Here is a 24,432-nt window from a genome sequence, read left to right as displayed (position 1 = left end):
GCAGGAAGTGGGCTAAGCTGGATCGAACACGGCATGGGCAGTGCGCCATCCAGGCAAGAGGCCGGAGAATAGAGTTCGATGACAATCCTTTCAAGAATCAGAGACTGGAAGGATCAAGGCAACATCTCGCCTGATCAGGAAGCTCTCCTGACGAACCTCGCCCTTGAACAGCCCTTCTCCCTCTCGCTTGAACTCAACGTCCTCCTCTACGCCGGCGTCCTCGCCTTCGTCGCCGGCCTCGGCTGGACGATCTCCACGTGGTCCCAGCAGCTTGGCACGCTCGCCATCCTCACCGCTCTCACTCTCATCCTTGCTGCATCCCTCTGGTTCTGCTTCGCCCGAGTCCCCACCTGGTCGCCCGCAGAGACCTCCGCCTCCAGCCCGTTTGTCGATTACGTCCTCTACCTCGCCTGCCTCGTCTGGTCCCTGGAACTCGCATACGTCGAGCAGCGTTTCCATCTCCTCTCCGGACAATGGGACTTGTATCTTCTCCTCACCGCCGCCCTCTTCTTCGCTCTTGCCTACCGTTTCGACAACCGCTTCGTCCTCTCGCTGGCCTTGTCCGGATTCGCCGGATGGTTCGGGCTCGCCCTCTCCCACGGACCATTAGAAGACTTGGAAGGACGCCTCCGTCCCTACGCCCTCCTCTACTGCCTTATCGTCGGCGCAGGCACAGTTCTGCTTCAGCACTTCAAGCTCAAACCGCACTTCTTCGGAACCTATCTCAACCTCGTAGCCAACGTACTCTTCTGGACCACACTCTCCGGAGTCTTCGAGCACGAAAACTACGGGCTGTGGGTGATCGGTCTGCTTGCCACCTGCGGCGCATCCCTCGCATGGGGACTGAACCGCCGCCAATTCGTCTTCGTCGCGTACGCCGCCGTCTACGGCTACATCGGCATCAGTTCGCTCATCATCCGCAACTCCAACGACGCCATCTTCATCCTCGGATACTTCGTCGTCACCGCAATCGCAATGCTCGTTATGCTGGTCAAGATCTCACAACACTTCTGGAGGACTACATGAGAATCTACTCAGCAGCCAGCCAGGAAAACCTCCGCACCCGCGACCTCCTTAAAGAATGGGTCGCCGAAGGCCTCCTCACCCACGACCAGCGCGAACTCTTCAATCAGGATCTCGTCCCTGACCTCAGCACCACCAATCTCTTCCTGAGAATAGTCCTCTTCTTCTTCACCCTGATCGGCATCGCTGCCATCGCCGGGCTATTCGACGTCGCCTTCCTCTCGCACGCCTCCGGACAACTCGCCGGTGTCATCTTCCTCTTCTTCGCCAGCGCCTGCTATGCCGCAGCCGAGACCGCCGTCTCCCAGGCCCGCTTCTACCGCCACGGCATCGAGGAGGCACTCGCCGTCTCGTCCATCTATCTCCTCTTTCTGGGATTGGACCTGGCCCTCAATCCACGTTCAGTCAAGTCGCACCCCTTCGAGTTCCTCATCCCCGCCACCTGCGCCATCCTCGCCCTCTGGATCTGGCACCGCTTCAATCTCTGGTATACCTTCCCCGCCGCGATGATTCTCGTCTCACTCCTACCCGCCTATTGGACCTCCTCCTCCATCGCGCGACCCGTCATCACGGCCGTCTTTTACATCGGCGCTCTCATCGCCGTTGCAGTCATCCGCCGCCGCCACCGCCTGAGCTATCTCAACTCCACCTATTCCCTCGCCGAAGCCTTCCTCTGGCTCGGCATTTACATCGCCCTCAATCTCCAGCTTTCGGCAACGAACCTGCTCATGCCCTGGTCCCGCATGCCCACTCGCCTTACCCAAGAACCCGCGAGCTCCTTCTACTGGATCACCTGGGTCCTCATCTGGTGCCTGCCGCCCATCATCCTCGCGCGCGGCATCCGCCAGAAAGATCGCTTCGTCATGGAGGCCGGCGCCCTCACCCTCCTCCTAACCTTCATCACCAACAAGCCATACCTCGGCTGGACCCGCCACACCTGGGACCCCATGTTGCTCGGTATCGTCCTTACCGCCGCCTCCTACTACCTGCGCCGCTGGCTTGCGCAAGGCCCCGATGGAATCCGTCACGGCTTCACCGCCTCCAACCTCTCAGCCCGGGACAAGCGCCATATCAACACCGGCTCCGCCTTGTTAGGCTTCGTCACCCCCCAGTCCCTCACCCCCGCCCCGCAACATCACAACCCTGATCTGAAGTCGGGCGACGGAGCCTCCGGCGGCGCAGGAGCCAGCCGCGAGTTTTAACCCATAACCCCAATCGTCCTCAACCAGACCTCTACCAACTCCGGCCAATGCGTGATCGGCAGCTTCGTCCGCCGCAGCCCAAACGCATGCCCACCCTGCGCATACAGGTGCATCTCCACCGGAACCCCGGCCTTCATCAACGCAATATAGTAAGTCAGCGACTGCTTCACCCCATCCACATGGTCATCCTCCGCCTGCACCAGAAACGTGGGCGGCGTCTTTGCCGTAACCGGAACCTCCGGGTTCAGCTCGAACTCCCTCGTCGTATGCTCCGTCATGTGCCCCGGATAAACCGCCACCGCAAAGTCCGGGCGGCAGCTCAGCTTGTCGGCCGCATCCACCGGCGCATACGCCCGCCTCTCAAAGTGCGTGCTGATATTGGCGACCATATGTCCACCCGCCGAAAACCCCATCACCCCAACCTTGTGCGGATCGATATGCCACTCGGCGGCATGAAGCCGCACCAACCCCATCGTCCTCTGTGCATCCTGCAAAGCCGTCTGCGCCTTCGGACGAATATTGCAATGGCAATCGTTGTGATACGCCGGCCCGGAGTCCGGAACCCTGTACTTCAACACCACGCACGTGATCCCACGCGAGGTCAGCCAGTCACAGACCTCCGTCCCCTCCAGGTCGATCGCCAGGACCGAATACCCGCCGCCCGGAAACACCACCACCGCCGCTCCCGTATTCCCGCTCTTCGGCGAGTACACCGTCATCGTCGGCCGCGAAACCTGCTCCACCGAAAGCCACTGCCGCCCCGCCACCTGATCCTTGGGATCACTGGCAGTCTTCAGAACCTCAGCCCCCGTCTCCGCCCGGGCGTCCGGCACCGCCCCCGGCCAGATCGCCATCTGCACATGCCCCGCCAAAGGCTGCCACACACCCTGCGCCGCCCCCGGCATCCCACCCCAGGCCGCCACCCAGATCACCAGCACAACCAGCCTCTTCCACATCGCACACCCCATTCTCAAGCTCTACCAACCTGAGCCGAGTCTGGGATCATCCCCCGTGGATTACTGCGCCCCCCACCCCGCGAACCCACTCGATTAACCGGTGCTAGGGCCTGGCCGCCAGAGCGAAAAACTTTGTGGTGTAAACGTGGTGAGTATGTGGTGATTTGTGGTGCGTTACGGCTTAAAAACGATCTTCATCGAACCAGGCTCAGGATTCGACGCAAGCCGCACCGCCTCCGCGCAATCCTCCAGCCCAAACCGGTGCGAGATCAGCTTCGTCAGATCCAGAGACCCATCCCTAAACCCTTGAAAAACAAGCTCAACGCCCTCATCCTGGATCGCCACGCTGGCCGAATAGGACCCCATCAGCGTCTTCTCATCCATGCAAACCGCCGTAGGATCATAGGCCGCAGTCCCATGTTGCGTGCTTGCAAACAGCATCACCCGACCACCCGCCCGAACTGCATCCATCGCCTGTGTTATCAACGAGTCAGCCCCCACAGCTACAAGCACTACATCCACACCTCTACTTGAAGTCGCTTTTTTCGCCTCCGCAACCACATCTCCCCGCGCATCGATCGGTCGATCCAGCCCAAATCCCGCCGCCACCTTGTGCCTCTCAGCATACAAATCCGAAGTCAAAACCGTAGCCCCGGTCCGCTTCGCCAGCGCCGCCAGGATCACCCCGATCGACCCCTGCCCAATCACCAGCACCGTGTCGTCCGCCTCTAAGTTCAACATTCTAATAGCCTTATAGCAGGTGTTCACCGGCTCGATAAACGCCGCCTGCTCAAACGGAATGTCATCCGGCACCTTCACCAGCCCCTTAGCCACAATCCAATCCATCACCCGGATATACTCCGCGAACCCCCCACCCGCAGCCTCAAAACCCGCCGTAGTCCCCACCTTCTTATAGGTCTCACACTGCGCAAAAGTCTGCTTTTTACAGTAAAAACAAACCCCACAAGGAATATGATGAAACGCCATCACCCGTTCCCCGATGCTAAACCCTTTGACATCAACACCAATCGCCGCAATCGTACCCGCCATCTCATGCCCGAACACCCGCGGAGCCGCATGAGACCCGGTATGAATCTTCTTCAGATCCGTCCCACACACCCCACACGTATCGATCCGGACCAGCACCTCCCCGGCCCCAATCTCGGGCACAGGAATCTCCTCGCAAACCACCATATCCACATCCCGATAAACCGCTGCCTTCATCATCCCAGCCATACAAACCCTTTCTTTACAACTGTTTAAGCGCCTCAGTCAACCCAAGCAAAGCCAACTGACTCCCGGAGCCAAGCTTCATCGCATGACGCCAGCTAGCCGGCCGAACAGCCGTATGCAGCGCAAAAGCCCCTGTTCGAAAATGCCCATGAACCGTAGCAAACCGGCTCAGCGAGCTCAACTCAAAATCATGCGCATCGGAAACCGCCTTGATCGCCCGAAACGGCAGCCCATGCATCACCGCCATCCGAGCCACGGTCGCCGCCTCCATATCCACCAAACCCGCCCCATACGTTGCAAACAAACGCTCTTTCTCCCTCACCCCAGCAATCGCATGGCTCGTCACCAGCACCCCACAATCCCCCCCGCACTCCGTCTCAAACCTCTCTCCGGACGCGGAATCCACCACCGTCCGAGCCTCCATCACCCGCCCCACCGCCAGCCCCGGATCGCACCCCCCCGCCAGTCCAGCGCTCACCAGCACAGAAATCTCCCCAGCCCCAAGCGCCGCCTGCACCGCCATTCCCGCCCGCACCGCGCCCATGCCAGCGCAAACCACCACCGCCCCCGGCAGCCGATACACATACACTCCCGCCCGCTTCTGCGCCGGATCAGGCTGCACCCCCCGCACAAACGCCCTCACCTCCCGGGGCAAAGCTGCAATAATCGCTGGAATTCCCACTAAACCGCACGCCCCACGTCTGCCTTCAGCGCCGGCGCATACCCATTCGCCAGAAACCATTCCACCGCCGCCCGCATCGCCCCATACACCGGCACCACCTTGAATCCAAGCTCACGCTCCGCCTTGGCCGAGCTCGCAAACATCATCTTCTTTCCCATCCGCACCGCCTCAACCGTAGCTCTGGGCTCCTTCCCAAGCAGGCGCCCCGTAAAGTTCTCGTCGAAGAACGCAAACGCCATCGCCACCGCATGAGGCACCTTGATCGTCGGCGAAGGCAGCCCCGTAATCGTAGAAAGCCGATCCAGAATCTGCTTCAGCGTCAGGTTCTCCCCACCCAGGATGTACCTCTCCCCCGGCGTCCCCCGCTCCAGTGCCACCACATGCATCCGAGCCACCTCACCCACATCCACCAGGTTCAGCCCCGTATCTACATAAGCCGGAAACTTGCGGTTCAGAAAGTCCACCAGAATCCCGCCCGTAGGCGTAGGCTTCCGATCCCCCGGCCCAATCGGCGTCGTCGGATTCAGAATCATCACATGCTGCCCCGCCTTCGCCGCCGCAATCGCCTCCAGCTCCGCCAGGTATTTGGACCGCTTGTAAACCCCAATCATCGCCTCAACGGACACCGGCGTAGCCTCATCCACAATCGTCCCATCGGTCAGAAAGCCCATCGTCGCAACGGAGGAGGTATAAACCACCTTCGGCACCCCCACCTCGCGAGCCACCCTTAGCAGCTCCCGCGTCCCCCCCACATTCGCCGCCATCATCTCTTCAGGATCACGCACCCAAAGCCGATAATCCGCCGCCACATGCACCAGCGCATCGCACCCCGTCAGCGCAACTCGCAGCCCCTCAACCTGCCGCAGATCCCCAACCACGGTCTCCGCCTCAAGCCCTTCAATCCCGGCCAGATTGCTGGATGAGCGAGTCAGCAGACGCAGAGAAGCACCCTGCGCCGCATACGCCCGCGCGACATGAGCCCCCACAAACCCCGTCGCACCAGTGATAAAAACCTTCATCGACACTAAGCCTTTACCCGCTAGGCCCTAGTCCCTAGGCCCTAGTCCCTGCTTCAATCCAGCTTCTCCGGCTCAATCTGGATATTCTTCTCGCCCGCAGCCTTCTTCTCCCAGTACTTCTTCACCCAGGCCTCAAAGGTCTTGCCCGCAGCCGGATCGCGATCGGAGAACTTCAACGCAGCAATATCGACATACGCCACATTGACCTTCGTCTTATCGCTCACCGGAATAATCCGCGCAAACGAATCAGACAGCGAGTTCCCCGTCCGCCGATCAAACAGATAACCCTCAACCACCGAGCCATCCTTCTTCGTCACCGTGACGTTGCCACGGTAGTCGAACGCCTTCTCCAGCGCCTCGCGAACCTCGGTATCGGACGCAAGCTCCGGAACCCAGCCTTCGAGCTGCTCCCGCTCACGCCCCGCCGCATGATCCAAATCGTCTGGCGACAGATGCGCCAACTGCTCAATCTTCGCTGCTTCCTGCTGATCCGTTGCCATATAGAACTAGTCTCCTGAAACGCTCTGCAGCTCGGAAGCCTGTGCTGCAGTCTGTGCCGAGCCAATCTGTACCAGCGGACCATGCTGCGCCGGCTTCCAGTCATTCAGAATCCGTGAAGCGCCGTCATCCTTATAGCTGGAGAACATCGCCTTCGCCGTCTGCAGCAGACCCTTGATCGATCCGAACGTGTAGTTCACACCGCTCGCCTCATAGCCCGAATGCACCATGCAGTTCGCGCAGCGCGGATTCCCGGACTCGGTCCCGTAGTTCTCCCACTCCACCGTCTCCATCAGCTCCTTGAAGCTGTCGGCGTAGCCATCCTGCAGCAGATAGCAAGGCTTCTGCCAGCCGAAGATCGAGAACGTCGGCATTCCCCACGGCGTGCAGGTCAGATCCTTCTTGCCCATCAGAAACTCCATGAACATGGGCGAGGCATTGAAGCGCCAGCTCTTCTTCCGGTTGGAAAGAATCGCACGGAACATCTTGCGAGACTTCGCACGCCCCAGGAAGTGATTCTGATCCGGAGCCTTGTCATACGTGTACCCGGGCGAGACCATCATGCTCTCCACGCCCGCAACCATCAACTCGTCAAAGTGAGCCCGCACGCTGTTCGGGTCCGCGCCGTCGAACAGCGTCGTATTCGTCGTAACGCGGAACCCCGCCTCAACCGCCACCCGAACACCTTCCATCGCGATATCGTATCCACCCTCACGGCAGACCGAGAAGTCATGATGCTCGCGCTGTCCATCCATATGCACCGAGAAGGAAAGATACTTGCTCGGCTTGAACAGGTGCAGCTTCTCCTTCAGCAGAAGCGCATTCGTGCACATGTAGACATACTTCTTCCGAGCCACCAGCCCGGCCACAATCTCCGGCATCTGCGGATGCAGCAACGGCTCGCCGCCCGGAATCGCCACCATCGGCGTACCGCACTCGTCCACCGCGCGGAAGCAGTCTTCCGGGCTAAGCTCAGCCTTCAGAATATGCGCCGGATACTGGATCTTGCCGCAGCCCGCACACGCCAGGTTGCAGCGAAACAGCGGCTCCAGCATCAGCACCAGCGGATACTTCTTGCGGCCGGCAAACTTCTGCTTCAACACATACGTCGCGACGGTCCAAGCCTGCGAGATAGGAACTGCCATACTGAACTCTCCTTCAAAACTCTTACTGCCACGCCAACTAGGCCGCGGCTGATTCCCGTTCCATCGCCTGCTTGTACGTCGTCAACGCAAGCAGAGGAAAATACTGCTTATACAGGTGATAACCCAGATAAAACACTGTAGGGAACCCTGTCCCCGTGTAATGGCTCTCGCCGTTACGGCCCGCAGCCAACTCATCCCAGCTACCGTCTTCGTGCTGCCGATCGATCAACCAACGCACACCCTTAGCCACCGAATCCGACCGCGTATCGTTCGCCGCGAGGAGCCCTAACAAAGCCCATGCCGTCTGCGAAGGCGTCGAAGGCCCGGTGCCCTTCAAACTCGGATTGTCATACGTCCCGCACGTCTCGCCCCAGCCGCCGTCGGAGTTCTGCACCATCCTGATCCACTCCGCAGCCTGCTGCACCGCAGGCTCATACGGGTCGTACTCCATCGACTGCAGACCGCGCAGCACCAGGAACGTTCCATACAGATAGTTCACACCCCAGCGGCCAAACCAGCATCCGTCCGGCTCCTGCTCTCGCAGAATGAACTGAACCGCCTTCTCAATCCGCGGATCTCGCCGCGTATATCCGTAGCCGGCCAGCATCTCCAGGATGCGCCCCGTGATATCCACGCTCGGCGGATCGATCATCGCATTGTGATCCGCAAACGGAATCGACTCGAAGATCTTCTTCGTGTTGTCCTTGTCGAACGACGCCCATCCGCCGTTCTTGCACTGCATCGCAAACACCCATTCGATCGCACGCTGCGCCGTCTCATGCTGATAACGCTCACGCGGATTATCGACAGCCTTCAGCGCCAGCAACACCTCGCCCGTGTCGTCCACATCCGGCTGATGATCGTTGTTGAAGAAGAAGCACCAGCAGCTTGCATCGACATTCTTCACCGTGTGCGACCAGTCGCCCTTGTAGCGGATCTCCTTCGAAAGCAGCCAGTCCGCCGCCTTCACCAACCGCTCGTCGTTACGCGGCAACCCACAGTCACCCAGGGTAGAAAGCACCTGAGCCGTATCCCACACCGGAGAGAAGCAAGGCTGCATCCGGAACGTAGGAGTCGGATAGTCCGGCGTACCTTCAGGGCAATCGATCCCCAGCCGTTCAAACTCATCCATCGCCCGGATCACCTGCGGGTCATCAGCCGAGTAGCCCAGGCAGCGCAAAGCCACAATCGCATTCAGCATCGCCGGATAGATCGCCCCGAGCCCGTCCGAACGCTCAAAGTGATCCAGCATCCAACGCTCGGCCTTCTTCAAGGCAATCGACCGCAGCGGCCGAATGTGAACCCGTTCTGCAAGATGAGCCACACGATCCAGAAACAGAAAGACATTCCGCCACGAAAGCGGATGCTTCTTATCCCAACGCAGCCTCAGGTTCGCCCCGGCGCGTCCACCCACAAACAGCTCGTCGATCCCCTGCTCCGGCGTCAGCTTCTTGAACGGCTTCTTCGCATAGATGATCGAAAGCGGAACCAGGATCGCACGCGACCACGCGCTGATCTCATAGATATTGAAGTAGAACCAGTCCGGAAACAGAACGATCTCCGGCGGCACAGCCGGCACGGCATCGTAGTCATACTGCCCCAGACCGCAGAGGTAGATCTTCGTAAACGTGTTGCACTCCACCACCCCACCCAGCCGCAGCACGCACTCCCGAGCCTTCACCATCACCGGATGATCGGCCGTATAACCCATCAGCTTCAGCGCCAGATAAGCCTTCACCCCATAGTTCACATTGGAAGGCCCACCCGGATACAAACTCCATCCGCCATCGTCGTTCTGGTGCCGCAGAATCTCGTTCAGCGCGCGAGAGAGTCGCCCCGGATCGCCCGTCCCCAGCAGCGTATGGACAAAGATATAGTCGGACTCCAGCATCGAGTCCGCTTCCAGCTCCCCACACCAGTACCCGTCCGGATGCTGCAGTCCCAGCAGCCACTCCGCGGAGCGTTTGATACCATTCGCAATAACTTCCAGCCCAAGGTCAATCCGGCCGAAGCGCGGCTGTTTTGTGGCCTCCGGATTGATTGGTGTTGCTGCACTCATCGATTTCAAAACTCTCTGCACCTCATCGAGGTGGTCGTAAACCAAGCTATCCAGACCTACTGAACCACGGCCGGCTTCGGAGCCGAGGCAATCGCCTGAACGATCTCAGGCGGCAGACCAAACCGCACATTCTCCGGCATCACCTCAACCTCATCCACGTCGCCAAAGCCCTGCGCCTGCAGATACTCCACAACATCCTTCACCAGCACCTCAGGAGCCGAAGCACCCGCAGTCACCGCAACCGTCTTCACGCCATTCAGCCACTCCGGCTGAATCGCGTCGGCGGAATCGATCAGGTAAGAGTTCGTATCCAGATTCTTAGAAACCTCAACCAGCCGGTTCGAGTTTGAGCTGTTCCGCGACCCCACCACCAGCACCAGGTCCGCACCATGCGCCACGTTCTTCACCGCCACCTGGCGATTCTCCGTCGCATAGCAAATATCCTGCGCATGCGGCCCAACGATGTTCGGGAACTTCACCTTCAGCGCCTCGATCATGTACCGCGCCTCATCCAGAGACAGCGTCGTCTGCGTCAGGTAGGCCACCTTATCCGGGTCCGGCACTACCAGCGCCTCAACCTCCTCCAGCGTCGAGACCACCTGCGTCACATCCGGAGCCTCACCCTGCGTGCCCTCGACCTCTTCATGGTCGCGATGCCCCACCAGCACCAGCGAATACCCCTGCTTGGCGAACTTGATCGCCTCCACATGCACCTTTGTCACCAGCGGACAGGTCGCGTCCACAACCTTCAGACCACGAGCCTTGGCCGCCTCACGCACAGCAGGAGAAACCCCGTGCGCCGAATAAATCACACGCGCGCCCTCAGGCACCTCATCCAGTTCATTGACGAAGATCGCACCCTTGGTAGCCAGGTCGTTCACAACATAGCTGTTATGGACGATCTCCTTACGGACATAGATCGGCGCACCAAACGCTTCCAGCGCAATCTGCACAATGTCGATCGCGCGTACGACGCCGGCGCAAAATCCACGCGGCTTCAGGAGAAGAACTCGTTTGGTCACAGGCGCCTGATCGGCACCCTGGTCGTTGCTAACGTGGTCAAGAGTAGAGGCAGTCACGCCTCCCAGTATAACGCTTCCGTAACAAACAAGGACAGAGGATGAACCATTTACGGTGCATCCTCTGTCCCTATGAAACTTGTTCAAAAGTGAACCTTTTAGCGCCCTCCGGCATCGCCAGAGACCAAATCCAGCCCCTAAATGTGTCCGCTGCAACCAGAATGCGGGCAATCGCACCCCAGCGTCGTCTTCCCAACCGAATCCTCGCAGAACGGCGAGCAGTACTTCGAGCCCTCAGCGGCCATACAGCTACACGTCTCGTGCGCACATTTCTTCGTCTCAGACATTGTGTTCCTCCAGGGATTCACGTTCGTCTGTTGGGATGCCGACACACCACCCCGAGATGTCACCGCCCCATCAGCGGCTCGCGTCGATCAAACTCTGCGCATGCTTCAGACTCGTCTCCGTCAGCTTCGCCCCACTCAGCATCCTCGCCACCTCGTTCACGCGTTCCACATCCTCCATCTGCCGGATGTTCGTCTGCGTCCGCCCCCCAACCTCTTTCTTCTCAATCACAAAGTGCAGATCCCCAAACGCCGCAATCTGCGGCAGATGCGTAATACACAGCACCTGCTGCGTCCGGGAGAGCATCTTCAGCTTCTGCCCCACCGCCTCCGCGGCCCGCCCGCCAATCCCAATATCGATCTCGTCGAACACCAGCGTCCGCGGCAGCGCCGTCTTCCGCTTACTCCCCCGCCCCGCGACACCCTCCTCCACCGTCACCTTCAGCGCCAGCATCACGCGAGACATCTCGCCGCCCGAAGCAATCTCCTCCAGCGGCTTCAGCGGCTCGCCCGCATTCGTCGCAATCAGATACCGAACCTCATCCCAGCCCCCCGCGCCCCAATGCACCCGCTCCTCATTCGCCAGCACCTGGATGGAAAACCTCACACTCATCGCCAGGTCATTAATCTGCTTCTCCGCCAGCCGTTCCAGCTTCGCCGCAGCCTCACCCCGCACCCGCGTCAACTCTCCCGCAGCCGCACAATAACTCTCCGCCTGCTTCGCCTCCACCACCCTCAACTCCGCCAGCAGCGCGTCACGATTCTCCACCTCCGCCAAAGACCGAGCCGAACTCTCCCCAAATGCGATCACCTCCGCCAGCGTCTTGCCATACTTCCGTTTCAGCCGGTCCAGCACCGCCAGCCGATCCTCAATCTCCGCCAGCCGCTCCGGCCCGCTCTGCACATTCTCCGCAAAGTCCCTCACCGTCGCACTCAAATCTTCGACCGTAGCCTTCGCCGCCGCCAACTGCCCCGCCGCCTCCACAAATCGCGCGTCATACCGGGCCAACTCCTCCACCAGCTTCAAAGCCGCACCCAGCTTCGTCTCCGCAGAGTCCTCAGATTCATACAGCAGCTCATGCGCATTCATAGCGGCTGTATACAGCTTCTCCGCATTCGCCAGCACCCGCTTCTCGCCTTCGAGCTCCGCATCCTCACTCTCACCCGCAATCCCCGCGTCAGAGATCTCCATACTCTGAAACCGCCAGAGATCCGCCATCCGCAGCCGGTCCTGCTCAGCCGAGTTCATCTCCTCCAGCTTCGCCACAGTCCCCCGCCAGGCCGAATACGCCTTCCCCACCTCTTCCAGCGAGCAGCCCGCAAACCGATCCAGCAAGATCCGCTGCTGCGCCTGATCGAAAGCCCCCAGCGTCTCCCCCTGCGCATGCACCAGCGCCAGCTCCGGAGCCAGCAGCCTCAGCACCCCCACGGTCGCCGGCTGATTATTGATGAACACCCTGCCCTTGCCGCTAACCACAATCTCCCGCCGCAGCAGAATCCCTTCACTCTCGCTGTCGGCATCGATCCCATTCGCTTCGAGCACCGCAATCGCCCCCGGCGTAGCCTCGAACACGCACCCCACGACAGCCTTTTCAGCCCCATGCCGTATAAAGTCAGCCGAAGCCTTGCCACCCAGCAGCAGCGCCAGCGCATCGATCAGGATCGACTTTCCCGCCCCCGTCTCACCCGTCAAAAGATTCAGCCCCCGGCCAAACCGCGCCGCAGCCCGATCGATGACCGCATAGTTCTCCGCACGCAACTCCAGCAACATACCTTCGCTTCGCCTCACCTTCGCTGCGCAAAGCGTAGCACGTCAGCCACCGTCTTCTCTTCAACCTTGAAAAACATCTGAGGTCATCCCGACCGAAGGCCGCGCATCTGCCGCCGTAGCGGAGGGACCCCCGAATTGGCACTTGCTCTTGCCGTTGTTTGTTTAAGTTCGTCATTCTGAGCGAAGCTCAGAACCTCTGTAGCTGCTTTTGCGGTTGCTTTTGCCCTTGCCGTTGTTTGTTTTAAGTTCGTCATTCTGAGCGAAGCTCAGAACCTCCGTATTGGCTTTGGCCGTTGCACTTGCCGTTGCTCTTCCCTCGGATCGTTCCTGCGCGCCCGCACCCCGGGGTATCTCCCCCGCTTCCCCCAAATCACCAACTCCCCCCTCACACCGTCTCACCCTAGATACACTGATCCATAGAATTACAGAAGAACAACAGATCAAACTATGACCCTCCTCACTCTCCTCCAGACCGCCGCCTCAGATCTAGCCGCCCCCGCACCCATCACCCCCGCCCACACCAGCGCACTCGGCGACATGCTCCACAACTCCGGCCCCGTTGCCATGACGGTGCTCATCGTCCTCGGCCTCGCCAGTCTCCTCTCCTGGACCGTCATGATCTCCAAATGGCGCAGCTTCGGCGCCGCCAACACCCAGTCCAAGCGCTTCCTCCGAGCCTTCCGCAAATCCGGCCGCCTCTCTGAAATCTCCGCCGTAGCCGAGCAGTTCCGCCCCTCACCCCTCGTCGCAGTCTTCACAGAGATCAACGACGAGTACTACCGCCAGACCAACGGACGCGGCCTCCCCAAGAATCCCAACGGCCTCGAGCGCGCCGCGGCGACGGCGTCAAGCGAAGCGCTGACAGTAATGGAAGAGCGCGTCACCTGGCTCGCCACCATCGCCAACATCGCCCCCTTCATCGGTCTCTTCGGCACCGTCATGGGCATCATCGACGCCTTCCACGGCCTCGGCGCAAGCGGCACCGCCACCCTCCGCGCCGTCGCCCCCGGCATCTCGGAGGCCCTCATCACCACCGCCGCCGGCATCGTCGTAGCCGTCCCCGCGGTAGTCGGTTACAACCACCTCACCTCCCAGCTACGCGACTTCGCCGCACGCACCGACGACTTCGGCCGCGAGCTCCTCAACGCCATCGAGAACGCCGCAGCCTTCCAGCCCATGAACCCAGGCGCGCCTGAAGAGCGCCGGAGGCAACAGTAACCCATGGCCTTCTCAGCCCGCGGAGCCGGAGGCAAGACCCGCACCCAGACCGCCATGGCGGACATCAACATCACGCCCCTCGTGGACGTGGTCCTCGTCCTGCTGCTCATCTTCATGCTCACCGCCCCGGTCCTGCAATCGGGCATTGAAGTCGCCATCCCCCACACCCGCGCCACCTCCACCATGACGGACGAGCGAGTCGTCATCACCATCGATAAAGACCAGAACGTCTTCCTCCAGGACAAACCCATCAACGTAGCCGACCTCGGCACCCGCCTCAAGGTCAACGAAAAGGACCCCAGCACCAAAACCGTCTACGTCCGCGCCGACGAACGTGTCCCCTTCGGAGCCTTCGCCACCGTCATGGAATCCGTAAAATCCGCCGGCATCACCAACATCAGCATCGTCACCCAACCCTACGAAAAGTAACCTCGTCTACCGTTCGTCATTTTGTTTGTCATTCCCGAAGGGAATCTGCTGTTGCACTTGCCGTTGCCGTTCGGATTAGAGGGGGGCTTCAGCCCCCCGTCAAAGGCAAAGAAGAAACCGGGCTTCAGCCCCGGGCCTTCTCTCCCAAGCCCAAACCGCCACCCCTGAGAACTGAGAACTAACCACCACCCACTAACCACCGCCCCATGCCCACCGACCACCTCCCAACCCGTCCCGACACCACCCCCGAGGAAAAGAAGCCCCGCGAAGGCGGCTTCGCCCTCGCGCTCGGCGTCCACGCCGGCATCATCGCCCTCGTCATCGGCTACGCCTACCTCCGCCCGTCCACCAAGCGCTGGGGCGACGAAAGCCCCATCGCCGGCTCCATCCAGGCCAGCATGGTCACCGCCCTCCCGCTCCCCCCCCGTCCCAAGCCCATCGAAGAGTCCGTCCTAGCCACGGAAAAGCCCAGCATAGCCCCCACCCCACCACCCCCAACCCCCATCCCCCCCAAGGCCAAGGCCGAGCCCGTAAAACCCAAGGCCGAGCCACCCCCAAAGCCCAAAGAAGTCCTCATCCCGACCAAAGCCACGCCTCCAAAGCCGACCCCCAAGGTCGCTGAGCGCGAGACCCCCGAGCCGCCCCGTCGCGCTCCCGCCACCCCACCGCCCCCAACCCCCAAAGCCACCACCGGCGAGACCAGCGCCACCGCCATCCCCCAATCCACCACCCAGCTCAAGAACGGCACCTCCGCCATCACGGTTGAGGAGCGCAGCTTCGGCAACCGCTACGCCTACTACATCCGCCTCATCAGCCAGAAGGTTAATGAGCAGTGGCTCCAGCAACAACAGCAGGTAGACGCCCGCTCCTCCAACGGCAAGCGCGCCACCATCACCTTCACCATCAACCGCGACGGCACCCCCACCGAAGCCCGCGTCAACACCCGCAGCGGCTCCTCCTCCCTTGACGCCGCCGCCCTCCGAGCCATCCAGAGCGTAGACGGCTTCGGCCCCCTACCCCAGGGCGACCACATCTCCGTAGACTTCTCCTTCGACTTCCACGCCCAATAGCCTTCAAGGGGCACGGCTCGCTTTGAAGGGCGGGGCTTCAGCCCCGCCGCTCAAGTCCAAAAGAGAATCCGGGCCGTGGGCTGTAACAACAAAAATCTTCGCCCATCCCGCACATCGACCATCTCACTCAAAACAAGAGGTCATCCCGACCGGAGGCGCGCTTTTGCGCCGGAATGGAGGGACCCCCGAATTTGTCTTTGCTTGTTTTTTGCCGTTGTTCGTTTTACGTCGTCATTCTGAGCGAAGCTCAGAACCTCCGTATTAGTCTTTGTCGTTGCTATTGTGTGTTCACACCCGTCCGCACATCCCCAGATCGGTATGCGTAGTCTGAAGGGCACCACTAGCTTTGAAAGGGCGGGGCTTTAGCCCCGCCGCTCAAGTCCAAAAGAGAATCCGGGCCGTGGGCTGTTTTTGTGATAAATTTCCCCAACGATGAAGAAATATCTCTGGTTTGCGGTGGCGATTCTTTTGCTGTCGGGTATCGTAACCGTCCATCACGAGAATGATTCTCAATATGCCAAATCCATAAACATAGAAGAGACAAAGCAACCGCGAGCCAAACCTGGCGCTCCAGATGCTAAAGAAAACGTCGAAGAGACCGAACACGATTCGTCACTTTGGGCATTCGGTTATCTGGTGTTTGGATGGCCAAGCGGGATAGGGGTAATTGGCCTGTTCGTGACAATGGTAGCTATCGCTGAACAAAGCTATTTCACGCGTGTATCTGCTGAAGCTGCTCTTCTTAACGTTCAATCCGTCATAAACGCGGAAAGAGCTATTTTACTTTTCAAGGCAGAAATGGATGAGAGCGGCGAAATGCTCACTTTGAAAATCGTCAATTATGGACGGGTTCCGGCGCGAAAGATAGAGATCAGCAAACCTATCTACGCCACCATGAGGTTGGCTGATCTTACTGCCATGCCTCCCGATTATGGAAATGACCTTGAGGGTATTCAGGAGTGGTTAGCTCCTAACGAGGCTTGGATTGTCGCAAAGATAGCTCCCAAGTGGACCAGAATGGAGAGGTTTTACGATGCTACGAAGAAAAATCTTCAGATGACAGACGTCGACCATATCACTTATGGACAGGTCACATATTTTGACGGAATATCTCCAAAACGTCGGCACAGTCGATATTGCATCGCAATGGACGATGATCCTTATGAACCGATTTCCGTAGTGGGTAACGAGGCCTACTTGGAATGCACATAGCACTGGTAACAGAAGCGAAATTCGGACACTACCAACTCCAGACCTGAACTGCCTCGTTTAGAGCCTTGCACACCTAATTTCACCAGCCCTCCACCCCCCAAAATCCCCCCAAAGCGGTATTGCCCTAGATACCCTCGAATGTCACTCCCGCTGTCTTCCCACCCCCCTTTCCGTCTACCATAGAGACGAATGCAAACCAAGCCTCATCTCCGCCTCTTCGCAGCCGCCCTCCTCGTCCTCCTCACCGCCACCCTTCACGCCCAGGGCGACATCAAGCTGGAGCTCTCCGGTAGCGGCGCGGATCGCATCCGCCTCGCCACCGCCAACTTCAAGTCCGGCACGCTCGACCCTAAAAACGACGCCCTCCGCCACACCTTCGACACCGTCCTCTACGACGATCTCCACAACGCCGGCATCTTCGACATGGTCTCCAAGTCCATGGCTCCGCAGGCCACCCCCGGCTCACCCACAGAGATCAATCTCCCCCAATGGTCCGGTGCCCCGGTCAACGCCTCCATGGTCGCCTTTGGAGCCCTCGGAGTCACCGGCACCCGCCTGGCCGTCAACGGCTTCCTCTTCGACGTAAAAAACACCCAGTTCCCCCAGGTCCTCGCCAAGCAATACGGTGAGGAAGCCAGCGAAGACGCAGCCCGCCAGATCGCCCATCGCTTCGCGGACGAGATCATCCTGCGCCTCTCCGGCGGCACCAACGGCATCGCCGAAACCAAGATCTACTTCGTCCATCTCGACGGCGGCAACAAGGAGATCTGGGAGATGGACTACGACGGCTCCAACCAGCATCCCGTCACCTCCCTCGGCAGCGTCTCCGTCTCCCCCCGCGTCTCCCCGGACAACACCCGCCTCGCCTTCTCGTCTCTCGGCAAGGACGGCTTCCAGATCAAGATGTTCTCGCTCCTGCTCAACCGCATGGTCTCCTTCCCGGCAGGCGGCGGAGGCACCAACGTCTCCCCGGCCTGGTCGTCTGACGGCAAGCAACTTGCCTTCTCCTCCTCCCGCACCGGAGACAACGAGATCTACATCGCAGACGCCAACGGAGGCTCCAGCCGCCGCATCACCAGCTTCGCCGGCCCTGACGTCTCGCCCGTCTTCAACCCCCGCAGCGGAGCCCAGATCGCCTGGATCAGCGGCCGCTCCGGCCTCCCCCAGCTCTACACCATGGAAACCGACGGCTCCGGCGTCACCCGCCTCACCGACGGCGGCTACGCCACCTCGCCCTCTTGGTCCCCCAACGGCCAGTTCCTCGCCTTCGCCTGGAACCGCAAGTACGGCCCCGGCGCACCCGGCGGCCAGGACATCTACGTCATGGAGATCGCCAGCAAGCGCTGGATTCAGCTCACCCATGACATGGGTCCATGCGACTTCCCCTCCTGGTCCCCCGATGGCCGCCACATCGTCTTCGCCAACTCACCCAACGGCCGCGCCAGCAGCTCAAAGATCTTCACCATGCTGGCTGACGGAACCGATCGTCACGCCCTCACCGGCGCAGGCTCTGACATGCCCAACTGGAGCTGGAAATGACCTCACTTCTTACACTGAACAAGCACAACACGGAGCCTAAAACCTTGAACTTCTCCAAGCATTCCGCCCTTCGCACCCTGACCCTTCTCGCCATCGCCGGGACAAGCCTCTCGCTGGTCACCGGATGCCATAAGAAGAACAGCGGCATCGATCCCAGCAGCCTCGGACCCACCAACACCACCGACAACACCCCCATCCCCGCACCCACCGCCACCATCACCGCCGACCCCCTCGCCATCGACCTCGGCCAGACCGTCGTCCTCAACTGGCGCACCATGAACGCCTCCAGCGTCTCCATCGACGGCATCGGCCAGGTCAACGTCAACGGAACCCAGACCGTCTCCCCGTCGAACTCCACCAACTTCCACCTCGTCGCCAAGGGTGACGGCGGCACCACCGAAGCCAACGTCCGCGTCACCGTCCGCACCTCCAGCGTGCCCGTAGGCGGCACCACCAGCGGCCTTGACGCAGCAGCCAACGGCGGCAACGTCACCGACGCAGCCTTCCACGCCGCAGTCCAGGACGTCTTCTTCGACTACGACAGCATCGAGCTTCGCCCTGACGGACAGACCGCCGCCGTCCAGGCCGCAACCTACATGTCCCAGCACCCCAACCTGCACATCCTCGTCGGCGGTTACTGCGATGAGCGTGGTTCGGCGGAGTACAACCTCGCCCTCGGTGAGAACCGCGCCAACGCCGCCAAGACCGCATTGGTCAACGCCGGTGTAGCTGCAAACCGTATCCGCACCATCAGCTACGGCAAGGAAAAGCAGTTCTGCACCGAAGCCAACGAAGCCTGCTGGCAGCAGAACCGCCGCGCCCAGTTCAGCATCGACAGGTAGTCCGCGAACCAAACCTGAACTAACCAAACAAGGCCCGTGTGCCCCACCCTCTCGCAGCTTCATCGCGATAGGGTGGGAAGTATCCCCTCACCCGGTTCCTCAGAAAGCAGAGTTCAAGCCATGCGAAACCTCCGCCTGACCCTGGTCTGTATGACCGCCCTCTTCACCATCGCCCCCGCCTTCGCGCAGAGCAAAGACACCATCCGCCTCCAGACCCAGATTCAGGAGGTCCAGGACTCCGTCGCCCGCCTCCAGCAGTCCAACGACGAGCGCATGGGCGTCCTCAAAGACCTCGTCCAGCAGTCCGCAGACAGCGTCAACCGTCTCTCCGTCAACGTAGATGCCCTCCAGAAGCAGCTCGCCGCGCAGCAGAACGCACAGGGCGGCAAGACCGACCAGGTCTCCGGTCAGGTCCAGGGCATCAACGACTCCATCGACGAGATCAAGGCCCGCATGGTCCGCCTTGAAAAGATCCTCAACGACGTCCAGAGCCAGCAGCAGACCATCGGCGCAGCCCTCCAGAACAACGCACCGGCCTCCGGCTCTCCCGCCCCCTCCCAGCCTGACGCCCAACCCCAGCCTCAGCCTTACATCCCCCCCACCTCGGCCCTGCCTCCCACCACCACACGCGGCGGCAAGCCCAGCGCCGCCATCCCCCAGGCAGCCGACGGCCCCACAGCCCAGGAGCTCTACAAGTCCGCCTACGGCGACTACATGGCCGCCAAGTACCCCGTAGCCTCCTCCGAGTTCGGCGACATCATCAAGGCCTACCCCAACGACACCCTCGCCGGCAACGCCTACTACTACCTCGGCGAGATCGACTACCGCGCCGGCAAGTACGCAACCGCCGCCCGCAGCTACGACCGCGTCCTCGAGCAGTTCCCCGACAACAATAAGATCCCCGCCGCCTACCTCCACAAGGGCCAGGCCCTCATAGAGCTCAAGCAGACCGACGCCGGCGTCCGCGAACTCCGCGCCCTCATCCAGCGCTTCCCCAGCTCCCCGGAAGCCACCCAGGCCCGCGCCAAACTAAACGCCCTCGGAGTCCCCGCCCGCCCCCGCACCTAACCCCACAACAAGTCATTGCCGTTGCCGTTGCCGTTGCTCTTGCTGTTACCGTTGCCGTTGCTCTTGCTGTTACCGTTGCCGTTGCCGTTGCCGTTGCCGTTGCCGTTGCCGTTGCCGTTGCCGTTCGGATTAGAGGGGGGCTTCAGCCCCCCGTCAAGGGCCCAGAAAAACGCGGGCTTTAGCCCCGGGCCCTTGCACTTGTCTCTACCAAACCCGTCAATCCCCAACACCTTCTCTTTTGTCCTAAATCCCCTATCCCAACCCCCAAATCCAGCGTTGAAAGCGCGGCCTATACCAACCCACGGCGCAAGCCCTGGGTCACAATCGCAAAGCTCCCAAGGGCTGAAAGCTCGGCATATGCCCTTTTTCTCGCCAACACCTCAAAATCCACAAATCCCAACTAATTCCGCATCCCCCCCAACATCTCCTCCAACTCACCGCGCTTCTCCCCCGTAAGCCCAAGAAGCGGCAGCCGCACCCGCCCCCCAAAATACCCATTCCAATCTGCCCCATACTTACTCCAGGCCACCCCACCAAACCCCTCCATCCGCCCCGCAACCTCCAGCACCCGCTCCTGCTTCACCCGAGCCAACTCCGGGTCCTGATCCTTCCAAGCCTGAAAGACCTCACAACAAGCCTGCGGAGCCGCCGCCCCCAGCCGAGGCACCGCCCCCACAGCCCCATTCTCCCAAGCCCCCAGCATCCCAGCAGTCTTGCCGGCGAGCACCTGGAACCCAACCTTCTTCCTACGGGTCTTGATCGCCGGCCCCGCCGCAACAGTAAGCGCAGTCCCACCCCCCAAGCTGGCCGCCGAAACAAAATCCCCACTCGCCCCCTTCCGCGACATCCGCCCCGTAGCCGCCGCAAAAACGGTCGTAACCTCAACCTCCCGGCTCACCCCGGTAGTCACTGCCCCAATCTCCCCCACCCGATCACTATCATCGATAACCCCAATCACCTGCGGATGCCCCGCAAGCTCCCCAATCAACTCCGTCCCCAACTCCCGCCCATCACGGCTCACCAGCACCACCGGCAACGGAGACCGATCCGCCACAGCCTGAAAGTAAGTCACAACCTCCAGCCTCATCCCACCGTCCTGAGCAAACGCAGGCCCTCCCAGCGACACAGCATCATACCCCGCAGCAGCAGCAGCCTCCACCAGCGCCAGCGTCGCAAATACACTCTCCCGCCCCACCCCCGCGATCATCACCTTCTCCTTCGCCGCCGCCGCAATCGCCGTTCCCAGCACCTCGCAAGCCTCATGGTCGGTCAGCCCATCGGCCTCCCCATTCGCCCCCAGGATATGCATCCCCGCAGCCGGCGTCCGGCTATAGCGATCCACGTTATATTCCAGCTTCGGCAGGTACAACCGTCCCTCAGGACGGAACGGCGTCGTCAACGGCAGAAAGATTCCTTCAAGCAGCATCTTCCTATTCTAAGAGCCAGCGAGTACCCTCATCCTGCACGCCGGAACGAAACCCAAAACGAATTCTCCCCGGCTCCCTCCGTAACCACTCAGGACCACCCGCGCCAAACCCAGATTCACACCGAAGAAAGACATACAAAAATCCACCCGGATACCGTATAAACAAAGCCATGATCGATGAATTTGAATACTCGCACGGCAAGTCCGCAGGAGACCTCGGACGCGAGTCCATGTGGTTTGCCGCACACGCCCTGGTCGCCGTCCTCGTCCTCGCCACCGTCGTCTTCATCATCTCCCTCACCGGCCCCAGCATCGAGGCCAGCGGCCCCAAGATCCTCGGCACCGCCCTCGCGCTCCTGATGCCCATGGTCGTCGGCTTCATCATGATGAAGGTCGAACCCAACCCCATCGCCAAGTACGTCTGGATCGCCGGCCTGGTCTTCTTCTCCATCATCTGCGTCTGGGTCCTCGACCTCCCCACCGGCAACGGTCTCTGCGAAAAATGCGGCGCCGCCGAGAAGCTCTACCGCACCTTCTTCGACATCAGCAACGGCTCCGGCCTCATGGGCGGCGACGGACTCCTCGTCGGCACCTGGATTCCCCTCTCCATGATCGGCTACGCCATCGGCGCCAAACTAGCCCTCGACGAATAACCCGCAACAATCGGGTGCCCCATCCTCAGACAACGGTTTCATCGTTGGATAGGGTGGGGTATCGTTTGCGCTAGCAAACGACCGTCTCACCATGTTTCCCAAAACCCCGTTTATACCAACAAACCACAACCTCCGTGTGCCCCATCCTCACCGACGGTCCTATCGTCGGTGAGGGTGGGCATCGTTTGCGGAAGCAAACGACCGTTCTCCTCCACACTTCCCAAAACCCCGTTTTCTTGAACGAAGCCTATAGCGCTATCTGCGTTCGCCGCAGCATGTCCCAGCCGCAATCATCTCTTTCACACTCCCCGGCGTGACACCAAGAACACGTCCAAGGATTAGGACAAACGCGATCCCATGCCCTTCGTCCCAGGAGGCTCCTTCGATTAGAACGGGAAGAGCTTGCTGCCGCAGCGCCCTTAAAAGCGCAGGATTTTCCTTTTCCGTGATCCGACTCAGCAAAGCGCTCGCTTTATTGCGATCTGTCCACTTCCCCGAGTACAACAACGCTATCAAAGGATTTGGATCAATCTCGAACGGTGTGGCGTCCTGGGCAGCAGCTAGAACCGCCAGCGCCCGCACGGCGTTGTTCCGTGTGCCGCCATCTGCATCCAGAATCGCCCGTTCCAAAGCGCTCACCTGCGTTGACGATCGCTGGACATACCCCAGCAAGGCCGCCGCCACCTGCCGCTGTTTGACATTTGAGGCGTGTTCGAGCACCCTCGTGATCTCTGCCTCTCGGCCGACGGCATAGGCACGCATCTTCAGGTTGATCGCATGGGATGCAGGATCATTCAAAAGCGTGTAACCCTGCGAATCATCTTCGCCGTTTCGCCCCGCAGCCATCGCTAGCCCGAGGGCTGTCATCTCCGCATCGTAGAGCGCAAGCGCCTCAGGTGCTACGTGGTCGGCACCTGTGGGAGGAACATTTGACGGCAGCGTTCGAGACGTTGTTCCCGCAAGGCCGACATAGAAAGTCACCTTCTTGGCTTCATCGCAGCAGACTTCGCTGATATCGGTTGGCGGCTTGCCTGTCACGTGGGTCACAGCAGCCGCTGCTTCATCTTCATCGAACGTTGCATAGCTGAAGTTGTCTCCCGCGTGTAACGGCAAGAGCGCACGTAACTTGGACAGGTCCACACCGCCGTAGCCGAAGTAGTAAACCCCGCCCACTTTCAACACCATGTGTTCCATATCTTGCTGTGCCAAACCTGAGCCAGCACCCATCATTGCGAAGGCGCAGAAGAGGAAACTTTTCAGAAGCATACCGGGGATTCTACAGCGCCAAAACAATCGGTTCTTCTTGAACGAAGATAGGAGCCGTCAACTCCCTCAAAGTCTCGTCTTCGGCAATCACGCCCGGCTTGGCAGTCCGACCGGGTCGAAGTTGCTCAAAACGCCGTTCCAAGGCGCAACGCTGTACTTAGTCGATGCGGGGTTCAGTGACGACAAGGTCGGCTTGGCTAAGGAAGAGGGTTGTCTAGCAACTCTAGAAGCAGGCTGCGAGCGTACTCGCGAAGTTTGGCCTCTGTTTGTAGACCAACAGCTTTCTGATCATCGAGTGACCCGACATCCTGAATTGCTTTGGCATAGTTTGATTGGATCCAGATCAGCTCAAAGTCTTTAGAATATTCAAGTGGGTCCCGCCGCTCTGACAGGATCCTGCTCGCAAGTTGCCGTGCTACTCGGATCGACGCTTCTTCAAGCGGAATGTTCTTGAGGCCAGCTTCTCCCATAAAGCCAGGCATCTGCTGATCTACTTCCCACCCCGAAGGTCTGATCATCGCTGCGACCCTCCGGATGCAAGGACCATCAAAACCTGCCTCCAGCGCGTCCCAAGCCAGAGCGGGCATCTCCTCTGGGTGGATCGTACCGAGCTTCATTTGTGCTTCGATTAATTGAGGGTCGAAAGCCACATTGTGAGAATACACCTACGCCACTCGTTCACCTTCGCCGTGTGGCCCCCCAGCGAAAAGTTCAGATGACGGAGCAATCGTCGAGGTTCCCGCAAAGTCGTCGTTTTC

At 60.3% G+C, this 24,432-nt stretch carries 23 protein-coding genes; 10 read left to right on the top strand and 13 right to left on the bottom strand.

Going from position 1 to position 24,432, the window contains the following annotated elements:
* Nucleotides 1–78: 78 nt before the first annotated feature.
* Both ACIX9_RS07980 and ACIX9_RS07975 read left to right on the top strand, forming a co-directional pair.
* A complete protein-coding gene (locus tag ACIX9_RS07980; RefSeq protein ID WP_013579972.1) occupies nt 79–1,026 on the top strand; it encodes a DUF2157 domain-containing protein in 948 nt (315 codons plus the stop codon).
* Entirely contained in the window at nt 1,023–2,225 is a 1,203-nt protein-coding gene (locus tag ACIX9_RS07975) for a hypothetical protein (protein WP_013579971.1), read from the top strand. The genes ACIX9_RS07980 and ACIX9_RS07975 overlap by 4 nt, the downstream gene beginning before the upstream one ends.
* Here the strand turns inward: ACIX9_RS07975 and ACIX9_RS07970 are convergent.
* The 9 genes from ACIX9_RS07970 to recN form a co-directional block, all read right to left on the bottom strand.
* The gene (locus tag ACIX9_RS07970; protein WP_049789249.1) at nt 2,222–3,181 is read right to left on the bottom strand and encodes an alpha/beta hydrolase; all 960 of its coding nucleotides are present in this window, start codon (nt 3,179–3,181) and stop codon (nt 2,222–2,224) included. The two genes, ACIX9_RS07975 and ACIX9_RS07970, sit on opposite strands and share 4 nt — an antisense overlap.
* A 174-nt stretch (nt 3,182–3,355) precedes the next feature.
* Entirely contained in the window at nt 3,356–4,417 is a 1,062-nt protein-coding gene (locus tag ACIX9_RS07965) for an alcohol dehydrogenase catalytic domain-containing protein (protein WP_013579969.1), read from the bottom strand.
* 13 nt (nt 4,418–4,430) lie between these two features.
* A complete protein-coding gene (locus ACIX9_RS07960) occupies nt 4,431–5,096 on the bottom strand; it encodes a phosphorylase family protein (protein WP_232298818.1) in 666 nt (221 codons plus the stop codon).
* On the bottom strand, nt 5,096–6,115 hold the full coding sequence (gene hpnA, locus ACIX9_RS07955) for a hopanoid-associated sugar epimerase (RefSeq protein WP_013579967.1): 1,020 nt from the start codon (nt 6,113–6,115) through the stop codon (nt 5,096–5,098). Before hpnA ends, ACIX9_RS07960 begins: the two co-directional genes overlap by 1 nt.
* A 53-nt stretch (nt 6,116–6,168) precedes the next feature.
* Nucleotides 6,169–6,615, bottom strand: a complete 447-nt coding sequence (locus ACIX9_RS07950; protein WP_013579966.1) for a hypothetical protein — start codon at nt 6,613–6,615, stop codon at nt 6,169–6,171.
* A gap of 6 nt (nt 6,616–6,621) precedes the next feature.
* Nucleotides 6,622–7,758, bottom strand: coding sequence for an adenosyl-hopene transferase HpnH (gene hpnH / locus ACIX9_RS07945; protein WP_013579965.1), 1,137 nt, complete (start codon nt 7,756–7,758; stop codon nt 6,622–6,624).
* Between the two features lie 37 nt (nt 7,759–7,795).
* The gene (shc, locus tag ACIX9_RS07940) at nt 7,796–9,817 is read right to left on the bottom strand and encodes a squalene--hopene cyclase (protein ID WP_013579964.1); all 2,022 of its coding nucleotides are present in this window, start codon (nt 9,815–9,817) and stop codon (nt 7,796–7,798) included.
* Nucleotides 9,818–9,873: 56 nt separating this feature from the next.
* The gene (locus tag ACIX9_RS07935; RefSeq protein WP_013579963.1) at nt 9,874–10,896 is read right to left on the bottom strand and encodes a 4-hydroxy-3-methylbut-2-enyl diphosphate reductase; all 1,023 of its coding nucleotides are present in this window, start codon (nt 10,894–10,896) and stop codon (nt 9,874–9,876) included.
* A gap of 357 nt (nt 10,897–11,253) precedes the next feature.
* Nucleotides 11,254–12,951, bottom strand: coding sequence for a DNA repair protein RecN (gene recN / locus ACIX9_RS07930; RefSeq protein ID WP_013579962.1), 1,698 nt, complete (start codon nt 12,949–12,951; stop codon nt 11,254–11,256).
* Nucleotides 12,952–13,398: 447 nt separating this feature from the next.
* Between recN and ACIX9_RS07925 the strand changes: the two genes are divergently transcribed.
* From ACIX9_RS07925 to ACIX9_RS07895, 7 genes are all read left to right on the top strand, one after another.
* Nucleotides 13,399–14,169 (top strand): MotA/TolQ/ExbB proton channel family protein, encoded by a 771-nt coding sequence (locus ACIX9_RS07925; protein WP_013579961.1) that lies wholly within the window; start codon nt 13,399–13,401, stop codon nt 14,167–14,169.
* 3 nt (nt 14,170–14,172) lie between these two features.
* A complete protein-coding gene (locus ACIX9_RS07920; RefSeq protein WP_013579960.1) occupies nt 14,173–14,598 on the top strand; it encodes an ExbD/TolR family protein in 426 nt (141 codons plus the stop codon).
* 206 nt (nt 14,599–14,804) lie between these two features.
* On the top strand, nt 14,805–15,668 hold the full coding sequence (locus ACIX9_RS07915; protein WP_013579959.1) for a TonB family protein: 864 nt from the start codon (nt 14,805–14,807) through the stop codon (nt 15,666–15,668).
* 432 nt (nt 15,669–16,100) lie between these two features.
* Entirely contained in the window at nt 16,101–16,880 is a 780-nt protein-coding gene (locus tag ACIX9_RS07910; RefSeq protein ID WP_013579958.1) for a hypothetical protein, read from the top strand.
* 189 nt (nt 16,881–17,069) lie between these two features.
* On the top strand, nt 17,070–18,419 hold the full coding sequence (locus ACIX9_RS07905; protein WP_013579957.1) for a PD40 domain-containing protein: 1,350 nt from the start codon (nt 17,070–17,072) through the stop codon (nt 18,417–18,419).
* Nucleotides 18,416–19,261 carry an OmpA family protein gene (locus ACIX9_RS07900; RefSeq protein ID WP_013579956.1) on the top strand — a complete coding sequence of 282 codons (846 nt, stop codon included), beginning with the start codon at nt 18,416–18,418 and terminating at the stop codon, nt 19,259–19,261. Before ACIX9_RS07905 ends, ACIX9_RS07900 begins: the two co-directional genes overlap by 4 nt.
* Before the next feature lie 120 nt (nt 19,262–19,381).
* Nucleotides 19,382–20,329, top strand: a complete 948-nt coding sequence (locus ACIX9_RS07895; protein ID WP_013579955.1) for a tetratricopeptide repeat protein — start codon at nt 19,382–19,384, stop codon at nt 20,327–20,329.
* Here ACIX9_RS07895 and ACIX9_RS07890 read toward each other — a convergent pair.
* Complete coding sequence (locus ACIX9_RS07890; protein ID WP_013579954.1) at nt 20,326–20,559, bottom strand: hypothetical protein; 234 nt, start codon at nt 20,557–20,559, stop codon at nt 20,326–20,328. The two genes, ACIX9_RS07895 and ACIX9_RS07890, sit on opposite strands and share 4 nt — an antisense overlap.
* Before the next feature lie 170 nt (nt 20,560–20,729).
* Nucleotides 20,730–21,755 (bottom strand): dihydrodipicolinate synthase family protein, encoded by a 1,026-nt coding sequence (locus tag ACIX9_RS07885; RefSeq protein ID WP_013579953.1) that lies wholly within the window; start codon nt 21,753–21,755, stop codon nt 20,730–20,732.
* A 170-nt stretch (nt 21,756–21,925) separates the two neighbouring features.
* Between ACIX9_RS07885 and ACIX9_RS07880 the strand changes: the two genes are divergently transcribed.
* Nucleotides 21,926–22,408 carry a hypothetical protein gene (locus ACIX9_RS07880; protein ID WP_013579952.1) on the top strand — a complete coding sequence of 161 codons (483 nt, stop codon included), beginning with the start codon at nt 21,926–21,928 and terminating at the stop codon, nt 22,406–22,408.
* A gap of 255 nt (nt 22,409–22,663) precedes the next feature.
* Here the strand turns inward: ACIX9_RS07880 and ACIX9_RS07875 are convergent, their stop codons facing one another.
* Both ACIX9_RS07875 and ACIX9_RS07870 read right to left on the bottom strand, forming a co-directional pair.
* Nucleotides 22,664–23,674: a hypothetical protein gene (locus tag ACIX9_RS07875; protein WP_013579951.1), complete on the bottom strand. Its 1,011-nt coding sequence runs from the start codon at nt 23,672–23,674 to the stop codon at nt 22,664–22,666.
* Nucleotides 23,675–23,871: 197 nt separating this feature from the next.
* Complete coding sequence (locus ACIX9_RS07870; protein WP_157477389.1) at nt 23,872–24,324, bottom strand: hypothetical protein; 453 nt, start codon at nt 24,322–24,324, stop codon at nt 23,872–23,874.
* Between the last annotated feature and the right edge of the window lie 108 nt (nt 24,325–24,432).

Source organism: Granulicella tundricola MP5ACTX9 (assembly GCF_000178975.2).
Classification (GTDB): Bacteria; Acidobacteriota; Terriglobia; order Terriglobales; family Acidobacteriaceae; genus Edaphobacter; species Edaphobacter tundricola.
This window is presented reverse-complemented; position numbering and strand designations above follow the sequence as displayed.

Bases quoted from the DNA above. Each gene is read 5' to 3' on its own strand.
- ACIX9_RS07875 (WP_013579951.1), bottom strand. From the start codon at position 23,674: ATGCTTCTGAAAAGTTTCCTCTTCTGCGCCTTCGCAATGATGGGTGCT.
- ACIX9_RS07910 (WP_013579958.1), top strand. From the start codon at position 16,101: ATGAAGAAATATCTCTGGTTTGCGGTGGCGATTCTTTTGCTGTCGGGT.
- ACIX9_RS07965 (WP_013579969.1), bottom strand. From the start codon at position 4,417: ATGGCTGGGATGATGAAGGCAGCGGTTTATCGGGATGTGGATATGGTG.
- ACIX9_RS07975 (WP_013579971.1), top strand. From the start codon at position 1,023: ATGAGAATCTACTCAGCAGCCAGCCAGGAAAACCTCCGCACCCGCGAC.
- shc (WP_013579964.1), bottom strand. From the start codon at position 9,817: ATGAGTGCAGCAACACCAATCAATCCGGAGGCCACAAAACAGCCGCGC.
- ACIX9_RS07885 (WP_013579953.1), bottom strand. From the start codon at position 21,755: ATGCTGCTTGAAGGAATCTTTCTGCCGTTGACGACGCCGTTCCGTCCT.
- ACIX9_RS07900 (WP_013579956.1), top strand. From the start codon at position 18,416: ATGACCTCACTTCTTACACTGAACAAGCACAACACGGAGCCTAAAACC.
- ACIX9_RS07970 (WP_049789249.1), bottom strand. From the start codon at position 3,181: ATGTGGAAGAGGCTGGTTGTGCTGGTGATCTGGGTGGCGGCCTGGGGT.
- hpnH (WP_013579965.1), bottom strand. From the start codon at position 7,758: ATGGCAGTTCCTATCTCGCAGGCTTGGACCGTCGCGACGTATGTGTTG.
- ACIX9_RS07950 (WP_013579966.1), bottom strand. From the start codon at position 6,615: ATGGCAACGGATCAGCAGGAAGCAGCGAAGATTGAGCAGTTGGCGCAT.
- ACIX9_RS07880 (WP_013579952.1), top strand. From the start codon at position 21,926: ATGATCGATGAATTTGAATACTCGCACGGCAAGTCCGCAGGAGACCTC.
- ACIX9_RS07980 (WP_013579972.1), top strand. From the start codon at position 79: ATGACAATCCTTTCAAGAATCAGAGACTGGAAGGATCAAGGCAACATC.
- recN (WP_013579962.1), bottom strand. From the start codon at position 12,951: ATGTTGCTGGAGTTGCGTGCGGAGAACTATGCGGTCATCGATCGGGCT.
- hpnA (WP_013579967.1), bottom strand. From the start codon at position 6,115: ATGAAGGTTTTTATCACTGGTGCGACGGGGTTTGTGGGGGCTCATGTC.
- ACIX9_RS07915 (WP_013579959.1), top strand. From the start codon at position 14,805: ATGCCCACCGACCACCTCCCAACCCGTCCCGACACCACCCCCGAGGAA.
- ACIX9_RS07905 (WP_013579957.1), top strand. From the start codon at position 17,070: ATGCAAACCAAGCCTCATCTCCGCCTCTTCGCAGCCGCCCTCCTCGTC.
- ACIX9_RS07895 (WP_013579955.1), top strand. From the start codon at position 19,382: ATGCGAAACCTCCGCCTGACCCTGGTCTGTATGACCGCCCTCTTCACC.
- ACIX9_RS07925 (WP_013579961.1), top strand. From the start codon at position 13,399: ATGACCCTCCTCACTCTCCTCCAGACCGCCGCCTCAGATCTAGCCGCC.
- ACIX9_RS07920 (WP_013579960.1), top strand. From the start codon at position 14,173: ATGGCCTTCTCAGCCCGCGGAGCCGGAGGCAAGACCCGCACCCAGACC.